Annotated in this window: 9 protein-coding genes; 6 read left to right on the top strand and 3 right to left on the bottom strand. The window is 69.8% G+C overall.

Translation table 11 applies throughout. The features are described from left to right. Positions 1-25: 25 nt before the first annotated feature. Complete coding sequence (locus BZY54_RS35830) at positions 26-295, bottom strand: hypothetical protein (protein WP_086729483.1); 270 nt, start codon at positions 293-295, stop codon at positions 26-28. A 522-nt stretch (positions 296-817) separates the two neighbouring features. On the opposite strand from BZY54_RS35830, the gene BZY54_RS35825 reads away from it, so the two are divergent. Continuing rightward, the gene (locus tag BZY54_RS35825) at positions 818-1,639 is read left to right on the top strand and encodes a major capsid protein (RefSeq protein ID WP_143668195.1); all 822 of its coding nucleotides are present in this window, start codon (positions 818-820) and stop codon (positions 1,637-1,639) included. A gap of 95 nt (positions 1,640-1,734) precedes the next feature. On the opposite strand, the gene metG is transcribed toward BZY54_RS35825, so the two are convergent. Then, positions 1,735-3,450: a methionine--tRNA ligase gene (gene metG / locus BZY54_RS35820; protein ID WP_086729482.1), complete on the bottom strand. Its 1,716-nt coding sequence runs from the start codon at positions 3,448-3,450 to the stop codon at positions 1,735-1,737. Positions 3,451-3,899: 449 nt separating this feature from the next. On the opposite strand from metG, the gene BZY54_RS35815 reads away from it, so the two are divergent. Continuing rightward, complete coding sequence (locus BZY54_RS35815; protein ID WP_086729487.1) at positions 3,900-5,027, top strand: IS630 family transposase; 1,128 nt, start codon at positions 3,900-3,902, stop codon at positions 5,025-5,027. 158 nt (positions 5,028-5,185) lie between these two features. Then, positions 5,186-6,817 (top strand): major capsid protein, encoded by a 1,632-nt coding sequence (locus BZY54_RS35810; RefSeq protein ID WP_086729481.1) that lies wholly within the window; start codon positions 5,186-5,188, stop codon positions 6,815-6,817. Positions 6,818-6,907: 90 nt separating this feature from the next. On the opposite strand, the gene BZY54_RS50495 is transcribed toward BZY54_RS35810, so the two are convergent. After that, positions 6,908-7,795: a hypothetical protein gene (locus BZY54_RS50495; RefSeq protein WP_143668194.1), complete on the bottom strand. Its 888-nt coding sequence runs from the start codon at positions 7,793-7,795 to the stop codon at positions 6,908-6,910. Between the two features lie 124 nt (positions 7,796-7,919). On the opposite strand from BZY54_RS50495, the gene BZY54_RS35805 reads away from it, so the two are divergent. From BZY54_RS35805 to BZY54_RS35795, 3 genes are read left to right on the top strand one after another with little or no spacing between them, the layout of a single operon-like run. Further along, positions 7,920-8,777 (top strand): cupin, encoded by an 858-nt coding sequence (locus BZY54_RS35805; protein ID WP_244217506.1) that lies wholly within the window; start codon positions 7,920-7,922, stop codon positions 8,775-8,777. Positions 8,778-8,785: 8 nt separating this feature from the next. Next, a complete protein-coding gene (locus tag BZY54_RS35800) occupies positions 8,786-9,295 on the top strand; it encodes a hypothetical protein (RefSeq protein ID WP_086729479.1) in 510 nt (169 codons plus the stop codon). Further along, positions 9,296-16,678 (top strand): RHS repeat domain-containing protein, encoded by a 7,383-nt coding sequence (locus BZY54_RS35795; protein ID WP_143668193.1) that lies wholly within the window; start codon positions 9,296-9,298, stop codon positions 16,676-16,678. Positions 16,679-16,684 lie beyond the last annotated feature (6 nt).

Raw genomic sequence — 16,684 nt, 5'->3', positions numbered from 1 at the left:
GCCCCAGGGCCCCCAGCCGGCGGCGCTATTTGTCGAGGCTGACCGCTCCGCCCTCGCCCGGATCCGCTCCCGGGCCACGGCGGATCGAGAGCGCGACGACGGCCGTCGTAGCGCTGCCGACGGACGACACGGCGGTCGCCTCGTCCGGGGTGACGATGTCGGCGAAGAGGCAGATTCCGAGGCCGATACCGGCCACGGAGGCGGCTATAGCGACGAGGATGCTCTGCCGGCGCCGCCGCGTGACTCTCGTCTCGTACCCCTTGCGCTCGGCACGACCACCACTACGGTTGAACACGGGTACTGACCTTTCTGGTCGCTTCACTAGGACCCGGCGGCCCCCTGTGCCAGCAGGGGGCCGCAGTCATGACCAGGCATGACTGCGGCCAAAGGCCTGTGGGAGAACCCCGGTTGGGGTGCCGGAACAATTGGCGCACCCGCTCCGGTCCAGAATCAAGGGCTGTGAAGTGGGCTACAAATACTCAGCTGGGTGCCGAAAGGACGTGTCTGACATGGCCGTTTGACCAGGAACCGGACATCCGGGGACCCTCCAACCTGCGGCAATGCGCGGCGGGTTCGCATACACCATTCGTTGACGGTCAGTCAAGCGCGCTATTTATGCGGTCCGCAGGGAAGTGACGCACGTCACGGAACGGGGTGGCGGAGCGGTAGCGGCGTGTGGGTCGGCGTCTGTTCCCCGCCTGGCTCGCTGCACGGACGATGTCCAAGCCCAGAATGCGGCGTGAGGCTAAGATTCCGCTAGACGACCGCTGGTTTTGGGCCGGGTCAACTCCAAGATCGATCATTGGAGCCCGGCCCCATGGAAGAGTTCTCCCTTCCCGAGGACATCACCGCCCTCAACGACGACGAGCTGGACGCGCTTCTCGACGGAGCCGTGAAGGCGTTCGACGCCAAGGCAGGCAGCAGCACCGTCACCACCGACGACCTCGCCAAGCTCCGCGAGCTGGCCACCGCGGTCGACAGCATCCGCACGGAGAAGGCGGAGCGCATCGCGGCCGCCGAGCAGGCCGCCGCCGAGATCGAGCAGCTCGCCGCCCAGGTGCGCGGCGACGACCCGGAGGAGGCCACGGCCTCCGTCGAGCCCGAGGAGGAGCCGGCCGATCCCGAGCCGGTCGCCGACCCCGAGCCCGCACCGGTCACCGCGTCCGGAGCGGTCGCCAAGGCCCGCGCCCTGGACCTGTCCCGCGTTCGCGTCCACCAGCCGCGCGTCCTCCCGCCGGACCCGAACCCGCGCCCGGAGATCAGCGCGTCCGTGGACGTCCCCGGCTACCAGCCGGGCCAGCCCCTCGACATGGAGGGCGTGACCGAGGGCATCATCCGCCGCGCCAACGCGCTGAAGACCGCCGGTGGCGGCGTCGGCCTGTGCGCCTCGTACCGGCTGCCGTTCGACAAGAGCCTCATCATCAACGACTCGTCGTCCGGCACGGAGGGCACCCGCGCGGTCATCCTGGCCGCCGACCAGTCCCGGCTGCCGCAGAACAACATCGTCGCCTCGGCCGGATGGTGTGCGCCCAGCGAAACAGTCTATGAGCTGACGGACATCACGTGCCCCGAGATGCTGTGGGACGCTCCCGAGATCCACCTCGCCCGTGGCGGCCTGCGTCCGCCTTGCTGTCGGTAGCCAGGTGATCAGCCCGGGTCGGATCGAGCTCTCCGACCGGGGAGGCCACCGGCTGGACGACACGCGCAACGAGCGATGAGGCCGCCGAGGCCTTCTCAGGCGCCGCCGAAGCGCTCACGGTAGGACTCCAGGTCCTCCTCCGTGATCTTCGCGAAGAGCACCGGCGGCACGGTGAAGGCGGTGCCGGCCGGAACGGTGTCCAGGGCCTTGGCCTGGTCGGCGGTCAGCCAGGTCGCGGTGTCGTTCTCTAGGGCGAAAGCCCCGCGCATGGCTGCGGCCGAGGCCGGGATGAACGGCTCGGAGACGACCGCGTACAGGTGGACCAGGTTCATCGCGGTACGAAGCGTCAGCGCGGCACCGTCGGCATCTGTCTTGATCTCCAGCCAAGGGGCCTTCTCCTCCAGGTAGGAGTTGCCCGCCGACCACAGCGCGCGCAGGGCGGCAGCGGTCTTCCGGAACTGGAGCGCCTCCATGTGCTCCTCGTACTCGGCCAGCAGGCGCGCGATCTCGTCGCCCAGCTTCGCCTCAGCGTCGCCCGCCGGGTGGCCCGCAGGGACCTCGTCTCCGAACCGCTTACGGGAGAAGGACAGCACGCGGTTGACGAAGTTGCCGAGGGTGTCGGCCAGATCCTTGTTGACCGTGGTGGTGAAGTGCTCCCAGGTGAAGGAGGAGTCGTCGGACTCGGGCGCATTGGCGATCAGGAAGTAACGCCAGTAGTCCCCGGGAAGGATCTCCAGCGCCGCGTCCATGAAGACTCCGCGCTTCTGTGAGGTGGAAAACTTACCGCCGTAGTACGTCAGCCAGTTGAAGCCCTTAACCAGGTCGACCTTCTTCCAGGGCTCTCGCACGCCGAGCTCGGTGGCCGGGAACATCACCGTGTGGAAGGGGACGTTGTCCTTCGCCATGAACTGGGTGTAGCGGACGGTGTCGTCGGCCTTGTACCACCACGACTTCCAGTCGCGAGTCTCGCCGTCGTCGGCGGCGTCCGCCCACTCCTTCGTCGCGCCAATGTATTCAATCGGGGCGTCGAACCAGACGTAGAAGACCTTGCCCTCGGCCGCGAGCTCGGGCCAGGTGTCAGCCGGGACGGGCACACCCCAGTCCAGGTCGCGGGTGATCGCCCGGTCGTTCAGGCCCTCGGTCAGCCACTTACGGGCGATGGACATCGACAGGTGCGGCCACTCGGCACTGACAGTGGCGATCCACTCGTCGACCTCATGCTGAAGCTTGGACTGCAGCAGGAAGAGGTGCTTGGTCTCCCGAACCTCCAGGTCCGTGGAACCACTGATTGCCGAGCGCGGGTTGATCAGCTCGGTCGGGTCCAGCACACGGGTGCAATTCTCGCACTGGTCGCCGCGGGCCTTGTCGTAGCCGCAGTGCGGGCAGGTGCCCTCGACGTACCGGTCCGGCAGGAAGCGACCGTCCACCGGCGAGTACACCTGACGGATCGCCCGCTCCTCAATGAAGCCGTTCTCGTTCAGCTTCCTCGCGAAGTGCTGGGTGATCTCGACGTTCTGCGGCGAGGAGCTACGGCCGAAGTAGTCGAAGGCCAGCTCGAACCCGTCGTACACGGCCTTCTGCGCGTCGTGGGCCTGCGCGCAGAACTCGGCGACGGAGAGCCCGGCCTCATTGGCGGCCAGCTCGGCCGGCGTGCCGTGCTCGTCAGTAGCGCAGATGTACAGGACGTCGTGACCGCGCTGACGGAGATACCGGGAGTACACATCCGCCGGAAGCATCGACCCGACCATGTTGCCCAGGTGCTTGATCCCGTTGATGTAGGGAAGCGCGCTGGTTACCAGGTGTCGAGCCATCCTCGGATGCTCCATTTCGCTCAAGTGCGCCGCCGGTGCCGGCAACGTGCCTAGACCTGGAGCTAGTGGCATACACAGACCATTCGCCACGTCGCTTAAGGTCGTAGGGCAGGACTAGGGTGATGTCATCGTATAGAACCTGGCGTGGCTCGATGCACCATCCATCAAGGTGCAAATACCTAGTGTGATGCGCCAGAAATGGCGAGGCTAAGTCAGTAGGCTGTTTTCATGGCGTCTCGGGGTCCTCGTGCAGTCGAAGTCGTACTGTCTGCCGCGGAGCGGGCGGAGTTGGCTCGTTGGGCGGGTGGTGCGGTGTCGGCCCGTGTGGCGGAGCGGGCCCGGATCGTTCTGGCCTGCGCGGATGGAGCGTCAAACCCGTTGTGGCAGCGGATGTCGGGGTGTCCACGGAGACGGTGCGTAAGTGGCGCTCGCGGTTCGTGGTCCGGCGGATGGCGGGCCTGGTGGACGAGCCGCGGCCGGGTCGGCGCAAGCCGGAGCTGGTGCTCTCCGATGCTGAACGTGCGGAGCTGACACGCTGGGCTCGGCGGGCGAAGACCGCGCAGTTCCTGGCGCGGCGGGCGAGGATCGTGCTGCGGTGCGCGGAAGGCGGGATGAACAAGGAGATCGCCACCGAGCTCGGTGTCTCGCACGGAACGGTGAACCGCTGGCGGTCGAGGTTCATCCGCTTGCGGCTGGACGGGCTGAGTGATGAGCCGCGTCCCGGCAGGCCGCCCTCGATCCTGCTGGACCAGGTCGAGGATGTGCTCACAGCGACGTTGGAGTCCACCCCGGGCAAGGACACCCACTGGTCGCGGGCCTCGATGGCGAAGCACTCCGGGCTGTCGAAGTCCACCATCGGGCGGATCTGGAAGAAGTTCGACCTCAAGCCCCATCTCCAGGACGCGTTCAAGCTCTCCACCGACCCGCAGTTCATCGCGAAGGTCGTCGACGTCGTCGGCCTGTACCACCATCCACCCGAGAAGGCGGTGGTGCTGTGCGTCGATGAGAAGAGCCAAATCCAGGCGCTGGACCGATCCCAGCCCGTACTGCCGATGATGCCGGGCATGCCCGAGCGGCGCACCCACGACTACTACCGGCACGGCATCACCAGCCTGTTTGCCGCCTTCAACATCGCCGACGGCAGCGTCATATCGGAGTTGCACCGCCGCCACCGGGCCATCGAGTTCAAGAAGTTCCTGGTCACGATCGACAAGGCTGTGCCCGCCGGCCTTGACGTCCACCTCGTGTGCGATAACTACGCCACGCACAACACCGCGGAGATCAGGACGTGGCTGGGTAAACACCCCCGCTTCCACGTCCACTTCACCCCCACCGGCTCCTCCTGGATGAACCAGGTCGAGCGGTGGTTCGGCCTGCTGACGGACAAGCTCATCCGGCGCGGGGTGCACACCTCCGTGAAGGCCCTGGAGGACGACATCAGGGCGTGGATCGACTCGTGGAACGAGAACCCAAGGCCCTTCACCTGGACCAAGACCGCCGACGAGATCTTTAAATCCCTCGCCGACTACCTCACCAAGGTCACTCCGACAGCCACCGAAAACCAGCAAGATACTTAAGGCCGCCATTTCTGGCGCATCACACTAGTTAGGGTGCGTGTGCGAAGGAGAAGGAGTGGCTCACGCGCGTCCGTTGGGGCAGCGGGCTAATATTCTCCCAGACGACCGCTGGTTATGGGCCGGGTCACCTCCAAGAGCGAACTTTGGAGCCCGGCCCCATGGAAGAGTTCTCCCTGCCTGAGGACATCACTGCCCTCTCCGACGACGAGCTGGACGCGCTTCTCGAAGGCGCCGTCAAGGCGTTCGACGCCAAGGCGGGCAGCAGCACCGTCACCACCGACGACCTCGCCAAGCTCCGTGAGCTGGCCACCGCGGTCGACAGCATCCGCACGGAGAAGGCGGAGCGCATCGCGGCCGCCGAGCAGGCCGCCGCCGAGATCGAACAGCTCGCCGCCCAGGTGCGCGGCGACGACCCGGAGGAGGCCACCGCCTCCTCCGCCGAGCCCGAGGAGGAGCCGGCCGATCCCGAGCCAGTCGCCGAACCTGAGACCGCACCGGTCACCGCGTCCCGGGCGGTCGCCAAGGCCCGTGCCCTCGACCTGTCCCGCGTCCGCGTCCACCAGCCGCGCGTCCTCCCGCCGGACCCGAACCCGCGCCCTGTGATCGCAGCCTCTGTCGACGTCCCGGGGTATCAGCCGGGCCAGCCACTCGACATGGAGGGCGTCACCGAGGGCATCATCCGCCGCGCGAACGCTCTCAAGACCGCGGGTGGCGGCGTCGGCCTCTGCGCCTCGTATCGGCTGCCCTTTGACAAGTCGCTGATCATCAATGACTCGTCATCCGGGACGGAGGGCACCCGCGCGGTCATTCTCGCCGCCGACCAGGCCCGCCTCCCACAGGGTGATGTAGTCGCCTCGGGCGGTTGGTGCGCCCCGTCGGAGACGGTGTACGAGCTGACCGACATCGCCTGCCCGGAAATGCTCTGGGACGCGCCAGAAATCCAGCTCGCACGCGGTGGCCTGCGGTTCTTCAAGATCCCGTCCCTGGACGTCGGCTCGATGACTTTCGTCCACACGGAGGCCGACGACATCTCCGGTGCAGTCAAGCCGTGCTTCAAGATCCCCTGCCCGGAGCCCGACGAGGTGCGGTGTGACGCGGTCGGCGTATGTCTTGAGGCTGGCATCCTGACGCAGCGCCACTTCCCGGAGCTAGTCGCCTGGTACCAGCGCAACACGATGGTCGCGCACGAACTGCGCGTCCGCCAGGTCCTCTTCGACCAGGCCGTGGCCGCCGCAACCCCGGTCACCATCGCCAAGACCTTCGGCGCATTCTCCGCGATCTTCGCAGCGGTCGCCCTGCAAGCCGCCGACATGGTGGAGCGGCACAGCCTCTGTGAGTCGATCTCGATCGAGGTCGTCTTCCCCTGGTGGAGCAAGGCCATGTTCCTCGCCGACATCGCCCGCCGAAACGGCGTCGCCTGCGACGAGATCGACGACTCCTGCATCATCAACGCCTTCGCCACCCTCGGCGTCCGCGTCCAGTGGGCGCGCGGCCTCGCCCCGAACGTGCCGACGCAGATCGGCGGAGCCACCCCGGTCGTGGACTGGCCCGACAGCGTTCCGTTCCTGATCCACCCGGCCGGCGCCTTCCAGATCGGCCGCGGCGGCGAGATCTCGCTCGGGGTAATTCATGATTCAGCAAAATTCGCCGTCAATGACTACACCGCCGCCTTCAGCGAGGAGTGCGTAGCCCTCATCAACCGTGGGCCCGAGGCGCGCGTCGTCACCGTGCCGGTCTGCCCCGACGGCCGCACCGGCGAGCAGCTCGGCGTCGACTGCCCGATCGCCTGACCCCCTCGGCCTTCAACGCGGCGGGCCCGTAGCCACTTGACGGCCACGGGCCCGCTCCCCACCCGAGGAGGTGAGGCAATGCTGAACGCGCTACTTGACGTGAGCCCAGGTCCGACGACGGACGACATCCCGGATCGCCTGCGGCTTAACCCCGTACTCGGTGGCCAGAGCCGCGATGTTGCTCTCGTGCTGGTTGTTGCCGGGGACGTAGCGGACCCTGATGTCTCGGACCTTGTCCGGGTTGAGCCGCGCCCGCCCGTTACCCACTCCCCGGGCACCACGCCCCTTGCTGTCTCGGTCTCGGCTGTTCTCTGCAGCCGTGCCTTCCCAGAGGTGGGACGGCTCAACACACGGCGGGTTGTCGCATGTATGGCAGGCGTGTGTGGCGGGCCTAAGCGGGCGACCCAGCCTGTGCGCGAGGACGATCCTCGTCACCGTCTGGGTGCGTGGGTCGCCCTGGATTGTCGTAACGGGGTAGCCGCCTCGGCCCGCAGCGAAGACTCCGGTGCTCACCCGGCACCCAGTCACTGGGTTCGGCGGAATGGTCATGATGAGCGCGACCAGGTCCTCGACGCTCCGGGCGTACCGGTAGCGGCGCGCCGTCGGGTCTGCTCCGTCGTTGGCTCGGCTCCACTGGTAGCAGGCGTGGCACCAGCCGAGGCGCTCAGCAGCCACAGTGCACCACTCGACCTTGCAGGTGTCGTTGTTCCGCTGGTGGAACGGGCGGGCAGCTGGGTCGTTGCCGCGCTGAGCCCGCTGGTAACAGCGATCACACAGCGGCGACTTGCCGGTGCGGGCGGTCCGTCCGCAGCCGGGAGTTGCGCAGGTCGGTCGGGTCGGGTCGTTCCTGCGCCGCCACTGGTAGCAGTAGCGGATGTGGGCGCCGCCCTTGAGCCGGTTGTCGGGCTCCGGGGGTTTCCCGCACACGTCGCAGAGAGTCGCAGCAGCGGCGTCAAGGCATGCCGTAGTGTCGGCCATGGCCGTACTCCTTCTATCCAAGGGGTCGGTCTGGGTCGGCGGCGTGTGCAGCGCCGTCGACCCTCTCACCAGGTACAACTCCTCTCCCCGGCGTGTCGGTTGCTCCCCGAAGGGGTGATCTGACGTGCCACCCGCAGGTATGCGTCGCCGCGTCGAGGCCATTCCCGGGAGGCCGCTCCCGTATGGGATCCTCGGCGGCTGTACCGACGTCATCGACGTCACCGACGAGCACGAGTTGCTCGGTGTCGAGTGGATGGCACTCGGCTGCTCCCCAGTCCGGGACACCGACTGGTGCCCGCCCGAGGAGTCCCTGGGGGACGAGTCTCCGGGCGAGGTGTCCCCGGGTGCTCTGCCGGGCCAGAAGGAGTTCTTCCCGCCGATCCATGAGGCAGCCGATCCGGTCACCATCTACGCCGGGGTGATGTGTTCCACGATCGGCTGGTCGTACCAGGAGGCCATCGACCACGTCCGGGCCTCGCTGGAGCTGGGGGAGCAGCAGGCCGTCGAGTCCGCGTTCTGGCGGTACACGCTCGCCCCCCGCGCGATGGACCTGACCCCGGCCGAGGGGCCGGTGTCGATCGCGCAGGGCGTGGCCGCGCTGGAGGGCTGCCTGGCCGAGTCGTACGGCGGCGTCGGCACCCTCCACGTACCCACGGGCGCCGCCGCCCTGCTGGGCTGCTGCAACATCGCCTACGTCGACGAGAACCGGCTGTCCACGCTCGCCGGGAACTGCGTCATCGTCGGCTCCGGGTACAGCGCGGCCAACTCCGGGCCGGACGGCACCCCGGCGCCGCCCGGTACCGCCTGGCTGTACATCTCCGGGCCGGTCGTCGTCCGCCGCGGCCCGATCGACGTCATCCCGGACCGGGCCGGCGCGTCCATCGACCGGCGCGTCAACGACCGCCGCGTGCTCGCCGAGCGCACCTACGTTCCCGCGACCACCTGCACCGTGTGCGCGGTGCTCGTCACCACCTGCCCCTGAGGACGGCCATGCCCCCCGAGCTGATCCGCGTCCAGCCCGCCACCGCCCTGCGCCGCGACTTCGCCGTGTGGGCGGTCGCCCAGCGGCCGAAGGTGCGCACCGTCTCCCAGTCCGTGTTCGCCGTGCCCGCCGACCAGTTCGTCAAAATGCCCGAGCGGCTGCTGATCGGGTCGGTCGTCGACGGCCACCGCTACATCAGCCCCGACGAGGACCAGGCGCAGCCGGCCGCCGACACCGCGGCCGCCGAACTGCTGGGCGTCGGCCTGCCGGAGGTGGAGGGGATCCCCGGCGAGCCGCTGCCCGAGGTGCCCGCTGAGGCGTACGGGCCCGACTCCACGCCGCTGCCCCCGCCTGAGTTCGCGCCGCTGGAGGACGCCCCCGCCGAGGACGACGACAGCGACGGAAGCGACTCAGGCGACGAGACCGGCGACGGCTTCACCTGCGACGTCTGCAGTCGCCCCTTCAAGTCCGAGCGCGGCCGGGACACCCACCGCCGCCAGGCACACCCGGAGGCGTAAGTGCCCGTTGAGCCTGTGCCCTGCGCGCCTGGCGAGGGAGGCACGCCGGGCACCTGCGCCTGCGCGCCGTCGATCGCCTCAGCGCCGCTGTGCCGCCCCGACGGCACGACCGTTCTCCTCGTCATCCGGTCCGAATGCGCCGACTGCGGCAGCCCCGCCGCCGATCCGGCCGTGGTCGGCTGGATCGACCCGGTCACCGGTGTCTACACGGCCGGCCCGGCCCCGGCCGATGCTGGCCCCTGCACGGCAGGCTGCTCCTGCTCGCCGTCGATCACGACGGCCCCGTTGTGCCGTGCGGACGGCACGACGATCCTCGTCGTGGTCCGCTCGGACTGCGCCGACTGCGACACCCCGGCACCGGACCCGGTCGTGGTCGGCTGGATCAACCTGCTAACGGGCATGTTCATGCCAGGTCCGGCGCCGGCTGACGCAGGCCCCTGCACCAGCGACTGCATCGACACCGTCTGCCGCCAGCTGTGCGACGACACCGACGGCGACGGCCAGGCAGACACCACCTACAGCGAACTCTGGTGCATCAAGGCCGACGGCACCGCCACCCTCGTCCTCACCTACCAGGACGACCCGTCGACGCCGTACACCCCGACCAGCCCCGTCGAGTGCACCTACGGCTGCCCCGAGTCCGAGACGGTGATGCTGTGCGACGACACCGGGCCCTTCCTGCGCAGGTACGTCTTCCTGAACGGCACGGCCTCCTACGAGGACGTCGCCCTCGACGGGCAGACCCCGCACGTCGTCACCGGCACAGTCGGCGCATGCGCCGGTAACGACAGCAAGAGCTGCATCGACACGCTGTGCCGTACCCGCTGCGACGACACCGACGGCGACGGCCAGGCCGACGTCACCTACAGCGAACTGTGGTGCGTCCACGCCGACGGCACAGCCGAACTCACCCTCACCTACCAGGACGACCCGAGCGTCCCGTACACGCCGACCTCCCCGGTCGACTGCGAGTACGGCACCCAGGCGTCCCAGGCGCTGACCCTGTGCGACGACACCGGCCCGTTCCTGCGCCGGTACTCCTGGCTTGGCGACTCCGCCTCGCACGACGACTTCGACCTCGACGGCAGCACCCCGCACCTCGTCACCGGCGCCGTGCGCCTCTGTCCGGCCGCCCCGGACTGCGAGGCGCAGACGACCCCGGTGGCGACGCTCGGCCTGTGCCTGGCGAACGGCGAGCCGATCGCCGTGGTGGTCACCCGCGACTGCGACGGCACGGTCACCCGGGACGGGTGGCTGAACCTCACCACCGGCGCCTACAGCGCCGGGGAGCCGCCGGCCGGGACGATCGCCTGCGGCGACTCCCGCTCCATCCAGGTGAGCGGCACGTTCTGTGACGTGGACCCGGACACCGGGGACGTCCTCGGCCTGGTCCTGATCGAGTACAGCTACGACGCGGACGGCTCGATCGCCGCGGTGCGCCTGGTCGACGCCGTCACCGGCCAGACCTACAGCCCGCAAGGGCAGGTGACGACGTGTCCGGCCGGGGTCGAGCAGTGGGAACGGGACATCGTTCAGCTCTGCGACACGGCCGCCGACGGCACGGTGACCGCGTTCGTCCGGGACTACGCCCGGGACGAGAACGGACAGATCACCGGCCACACGGACTACAGCCTCGACGGCGAGCCGTACACCCCGGCGGGCACGGTCAACGTCTGCGGGACCTGCCACGACTGCGAGACGACCACCCTGTGCGACGTGCCGGCGAACACGGACCCGGCGCCGATCCTCAATCCCGCGAGCCAGCCCACCACCCGGGCGGGGACGCTGTCCAACGGGGTGAGCTGGACGATCGCGGGCGGCACAAGTTCGATCCCGAACTGGTGGACGGTGGCGCTGCTTCCGTCCCCGAGTATGGGGCCGCTGCCGGTCACGTTCGACCGCCCGGTGAGCGTTGAGTGGAGCGCTCGGGTTGGCCGCCGGTCGACTGGCGTCGGCAAGCTGGTGATGCCGCCCGGCACCGTGCTGGTGTCACTCGCCGCCGATCACGTGTGGGACCCCGCCACCCGCACGCTCAGCTCCGTCACGACTGCGGGCCCAGTATCAGACACGGCTCCCGTCTCCCGGTTCATGCACCCGGGACCGGTCACCGAGCTGCTGTTCGCGACCGACGGGACTACCGGCCTCAACGCCACCCAGCGCGCGGTAGGCGACTTCATCGTCACCCCCGTGAGCGTGACGTTCCTCCGCACCGTCTGCCGCGGCTGCGACGGCGCGGTCACCTCCGTCACGGACACGCTCCTGGACGGCACCACCCCGTACGTCCCTGCCGGGACGGTCGGCGTGTGCCAACCCCCGGAGCCCGAGCCGGAGTCGTGCCGGGATACCAGCAGCACCCTGCTCTGCGACACCGCCGCAACCGACGTGATCACGGTTTTCGATCCGGCGAACCGGGCGAGTGCGGACGGCTGGGAGGTTGTCAGCTTCACTGGCGCCAACGCCGGGTTTGGCCCGGAGGCGGCCATGCCGTACCCGGCCCGGTACGCCACCGCGCCCGTCCCCGCATTGGGCGCGCGGGCCGACATGAACGCCGGTACCGGCAGCGCCCAGTGGGCCGGCTATGACGCCGCCCCCGTGCGGTGGGTCCTCCGCAAGACGTTCCAGGCGCCGGAGGACGGCGTCGCGGTCGCCCAGTCCGTTGGCTTCCGAGGCGACGGCGGCGCCCGCGTCCGCATCAACGGGGTCGATGCCGGGATGTACGGGCAGTGGAATCAGCCCGCAACGTCCGGCACCGCACAGATCCCCGTCACCGCAGGCCCCAACACGGTCGAGATCGAGGTCCGCGACACCAACGGCCTGAACTACGTCACCGGCCGTCTCGACATCGCGCTCCCCAGGACGACGCAGTTCATGCGCCGGACGGTCGTGGACTGCGAGACCGGCGAAACGGTCTCCGTGGTGGACACCACCCTGGACGGCGAGCCGTACACCGTCACCGGTGACGTCGGGCAGTGCGAGCCGGCCGCCGAGTGCTGCGAGCAGCCGCCCCCGGAGACCCGCGTCGACGTCGAGACGGCGCTCCTGTGCGTCCGCGACCAGGCAAGCGGGGAGATCACCGGGCAGGTCATCGCCGAGCGTGTCTATGACGACCAGAGCGGCGACCTGATCGAGCAGCGGCTCACCGACCTTGACGGCGAGCCGTTCACGCTCCCGGCCGGGGCGGAGCTGACGAAGTGCCCGAGCCCGGACCGGATCACCCGCCAGGTGTGCGTGGTGGAGTCCGGAACCAGTGAGTTCCTGACGAACCCGGCCAACGCCACCAGCGGCGTGGACGCGGACTGGACGTGGGCCCCCAACCTCACCGGTGTGTGGTACCCGATGTACCGGGTGGCGCCCATCCCGGCGTGGGTGGTGACGGACTCCGCGCCGAACAAGGCGCATTGGGTAAGCCCGCACGCCGACCGCTCCGTGTGCCCGACCGCGGCGGAGTCTTCCCCGCCGCTCCCCGGCACCTGGTACACCCGCGCCTCCTGGGTCCTGCCCGTGGACGTGGACCCGGAGTCCATCCGGATCTCCACGACCGTCCTCAACGCGGACAACAGGGTTATCCAGTGGCGGTTGAACGACGGGGCGTGGCAGCCCGTAGGCCCCAGCCAGTTCGTTGACCCGGCGTGGACGGTCCCGCCGACCGCCGTCCCCGGAGGCCGCGCCGGACAGAACGACGTGGTTGTCCAGCTCTTGGAGACGGCCCCGCCCGCCGCATGCCCGAACGCCAACCTGGCCGGGATGATCCTCCACGTCATCGCGACCTACGACCACGCCCCGCAGGTGTGGACGCAGATCATCGAGCCCAGCGGCCACACGTACTACCTGGACGAGAACGGCACCCGCCAGGACTCCATCCCGCCCGGCAAGCGCCTCGTGCCCTGCGACGGCGGAAGCGGGGACGCCCCGTGCTGCCCGGCGGTGAACACCGACGTCCTCACCCTGTGCGACACCGCTCCTGACGGCACGGTGACGACGTTCCTGCGGCACTTCACCTTCACCGAGGGCATCGCTGCGCCCGTAGTGCGGGACACCGCCCTGGACGGCACCAGCCCGTACACCCCAGCCGGCACGGTCGGCACCTGCTCCCCGGCGGCGGAGCCGTGCCGCAACACCACGGCGCTCCTGCTGTGCGACCAGCCAACCGACGGCACCCCGGACCCGACGGTCACCGACACCGCGCCCGGCCCGTACTACCCGTACACCACCGGCGCGCCCGTCACCGGAGGCCAAACGCTGTGGGACGGCGGCACGGTGACCGTCCCGGCCGCGAGCGGCCCGCAGCCGGGCACCGTCGGAACCGTGGCCACCCTCGCCGCGACGCTCGCCGCGCCTCGGCCTGCCTGCGACACCGGCACCGCGCACGTCACCGTGTCCGTTCACGCTCAGCAGCTCGGCCCGGACACGGGATGCGCGGCCACCGGCTACCTGCGCCTGTTCAACGGTGCCTCAACACCGATTGCTCTCGCCCTCGTCCCGAACAACACCCCGGTCGGCTGGTCGGGCGTCCTCACCGCCGAGGCGGACGTCCCAGCCGCCGACCTCGCCGCCGGGAACATCGCCGCCCTCATCGCCCTCGACACGTGGGACGACAGCCCGGCCGCCTGCCCGGACAGCCCCCGGCGCACCGGATGGCAACTCGACGCGTTCACCGCGACCGTCACCTACGACCAGGCGGGATGCGCGCCGCAGTTCCTCCGGAACATCGTCCTCGACTGCGAGAGCGGCGCCGTCGTCTCCGTCACGGACACCACCCTGAACGGCGGCCCCTACACCCCGACCGGCGAGCCCGGCCAGTGCACAGCGGCCAGCGGCGGCGGCACCTGCTGCCCGCAGCAGCCATGCGGGGACACCGAACTCGCCGAGCTGTGCGACCTGGTGTACTCCCCGGCCCCGCCGACCCTGACACCCGCCAGCAGCTTCACCCTGGCCGGCAATGTCCAGGTGGTCGGGAACCTGCTCTACTACTCCGGCGGCAACGTCGCGGTGACCGGCGTAGCAAACCGGGCGGTCACCGGCCTGGTCGCCGGGGCGGGCTATGAGTTCCGGTTCTCGACCTACTGGGCCGGGACGGGCTCGCCCAACCCCGCCGCGAGCAACGCGGTCTACCAGGTGGACGTCCTCGACGGCACAACCGTGATCGCCACCCAGCAGCGCAACGTGTCCAACGGGGCCGGGGCCAGCCCCGGACCTGTTCCGGAGGCGCCGGTCCAGTTCATCGCGCCCGCCTCCGGGGCCGTCACCATCCGGATCACGGACCTCACCACCGGCGGCGGCCTGAACCGTGACCTCCTGGTCATCCCGCAGGACGTGCGCTCGGACGTCCTCACCGTCCAGTCCACGCCGTTCCTGCGCGCGATCACCTTCGATTGCGACGGCGCCCCGACCGGCAGCCGGGACCTGGCCCTGGACGGCGTCACCCCCTACGAGGTCCAGGGCGAGGTGGGCACCTGCGCCGCGGACGGCGGGAGCAGCGGCAGCGCGGCGCCCGGACCGGACACGGAGATTGTCCAGCTCTGCGACACCGCCCCTGACGGCACGGTCACGGCCTTCCTGCGCCAGTTCACCTACGAGCCCGGCGCGGACGCCCCCACGGCCACGGACACCGCCCTCGACGGCGTCACGGCCTACACCCCGGCCGGGACGGTCGGCGTCTGCCAGGCGGAGCCGTGCGGGGACACCGAGATCGTCCAGCTCTGCGACGTGACCTACGACCCGCAGGCCCCGATCCCGACCCCGGCGCGCGACTTCACGCTGACCGGGAACGTGGTGACCGCCAACAACGGCACGATCCTGTGGTTCGCCCAAGCCAACCAGCCCGCCAACGGCGTAGCCGAACTGACCGTGAGCGGGCTGCTCCCGGCCACGCTGTACGAGTTCCGATTCGCGTCCGCGTGGATCGGTGCGGGAGCCCCGGACCCGGCCAACAACAACGCGATCTACCGGCTGGACGTCCTCGACGGCACCACAGTGCTCGCCACGAGGACCCGGAACACCTCCAACGGGTCCAACGTGTTCCCGGGCGGTGTGCTGACCGAAGACCTGCCGCCGCTGGCGTTCATCGCCCCCGCTACGGGCGCGGTCACGATCCGGTTCACCGACCAGACGACCGGCGGTGCGATCAACGACCGCGACCTGTTCCTGATGCCGCTGGAGGTGCGGACGGCCGTGCTGACGGTCACCCGCACGCCGTTCCTTCGGCGCTTCACCTTCGACTGCGACGGCACCCCGACCGGCACCCAGGACCTCGCCCTGGACGGCGTGACGCCGTATGAGGTGCAGGGCGAAGCTGGCACCTGCGGCGGCGACGGCATCGGCGGCAGCAGCGTGACGCCCGGTCCGGACACGGAGATCGTCCAACTCTGCGACGTCGCCGCGGACGGCACGACCACGCCGTTCCTGCGGCAGCTCACCTACGAGCCCGGAGCCGACGCCCCGACCGTCACGGACACCGCCCTCGACGGCGTGACCGCCTACACCCCGGCCGGGACGGTCGGCACCTGCCAGGCTGCCACCGAGGGCCGGGACGTCGAACTGACGCCCATGTGCGTCATCGACAACGCCACCGGCCGCGTGCTTCAGCAGATCCTCGCCGAGGTCACCTACGACACCGCCACCGGCGACCGCCTCGGCGTCAACTACGTCGACCCGCGCACGTGGGGACCGGTCGCGCTGCCCGGCGGCGCACACCTGGGCTTGTGCCCCGACGCGCAGTCGGAGCCGGCTCCGGACGTGGAAGTCGTCCAGCTCTGCGACCTCGTCGACGGCGCCGACCCGGTGCCGTTCCTGCGGCACCTCACCTACCAGCCCGGGGCGACCACCCCCACGGTCGCGGACACCGCCCTCGACGGGACCACCCCGTACGTCCTCACCGGGACGGCCGGGGTGTGCTCCACCCCGTGCGGCGTCCAAGCGGTCATCGAGCAGTGCAGATGTGATGACCTGGACGCCGACGGCCTGCCCGACACCGGGTATGTCGAGCTCCTGGCCGTCGACTGCGACGGCCAGCTGACCAGCCTCGGCACGTACACCGACGGCCTCACCGCCCCGTACACGCCGGTCTCGCCGGTCGACTGCGACGCGGCCGACGAGGCGGAGGGCGCCGAGCCCGCGTTCGGCGTCCAGGCCCACCGCGTCGAGCTCGCGGCCGGGCAGATGTGGGATGCGGCGAGTGTGCCCCTCCTGCGGTCGGTAACCCTTGTCGCCAGGGCCGCGGCCACCGTCACCACGGTCGACGGCACGTCCACCATGATCGCTGGTGAGGCCGTGACCTGGAGTGCCGACAAGGAGTCGGACGCTGCTGTGGTGGGCCCGCTCGTGGCACACGCGGGACCGGACGGATCCCTGATCGTCAACTACACCAGGGCCGTGACCTTGTAAGGAGAG

Origin of the sequence: Streptomyces carpinensis (assembly GCF_002154505.1) — a bacterium.
GTDB classification, from domain to species: Bacteria; Actinomycetota; Actinomycetes; order Streptomycetales; family Streptomycetaceae; genus Streptomyces; species Streptomyces carpinensis.
This window is presented reverse-complemented; position numbering and strand designations above follow the sequence as displayed.

What these genes read in the sequence shown, in the direction of transcription:
- BZY54_RS35825 (WP_143668195.1), top strand. Translation starts at nt 818, where the DNA reads ATGGAAGAGTTCTCCCTTCCCGAGGACATCACCGCCCTCAACGACGAC.
- BZY54_RS50495 (WP_143668194.1), bottom strand. Translation starts at nt 7,795, where the DNA reads ATGGCCGACACTACGGCATGCCTTGACGCCGCTGCTGCGACTCTCTGC.
- metG (WP_086729482.1), bottom strand. Translation starts at nt 3,450, where the DNA reads ATGGCTCGACACCTGGTAACCAGCGCGCTTCCCTACATCAACGGGATC.
- BZY54_RS35815 (WP_086729487.1), top strand. Translation starts at nt 3,900, where the DNA reads ATGGCGGGCCTGGTGGACGAGCCGCGGCCGGGTCGGCGCAAGCCGGAG.
- BZY54_RS35800 (WP_086729479.1), top strand. Translation starts at nt 8,786, where the DNA reads ATGCCCCCCGAGCTGATCCGCGTCCAGCCCGCCACCGCCCTGCGCCGC.
- BZY54_RS35810 (WP_086729481.1), top strand. Translation starts at nt 5,186, where the DNA reads ATGGAAGAGTTCTCCCTGCCTGAGGACATCACTGCCCTCTCCGACGAC.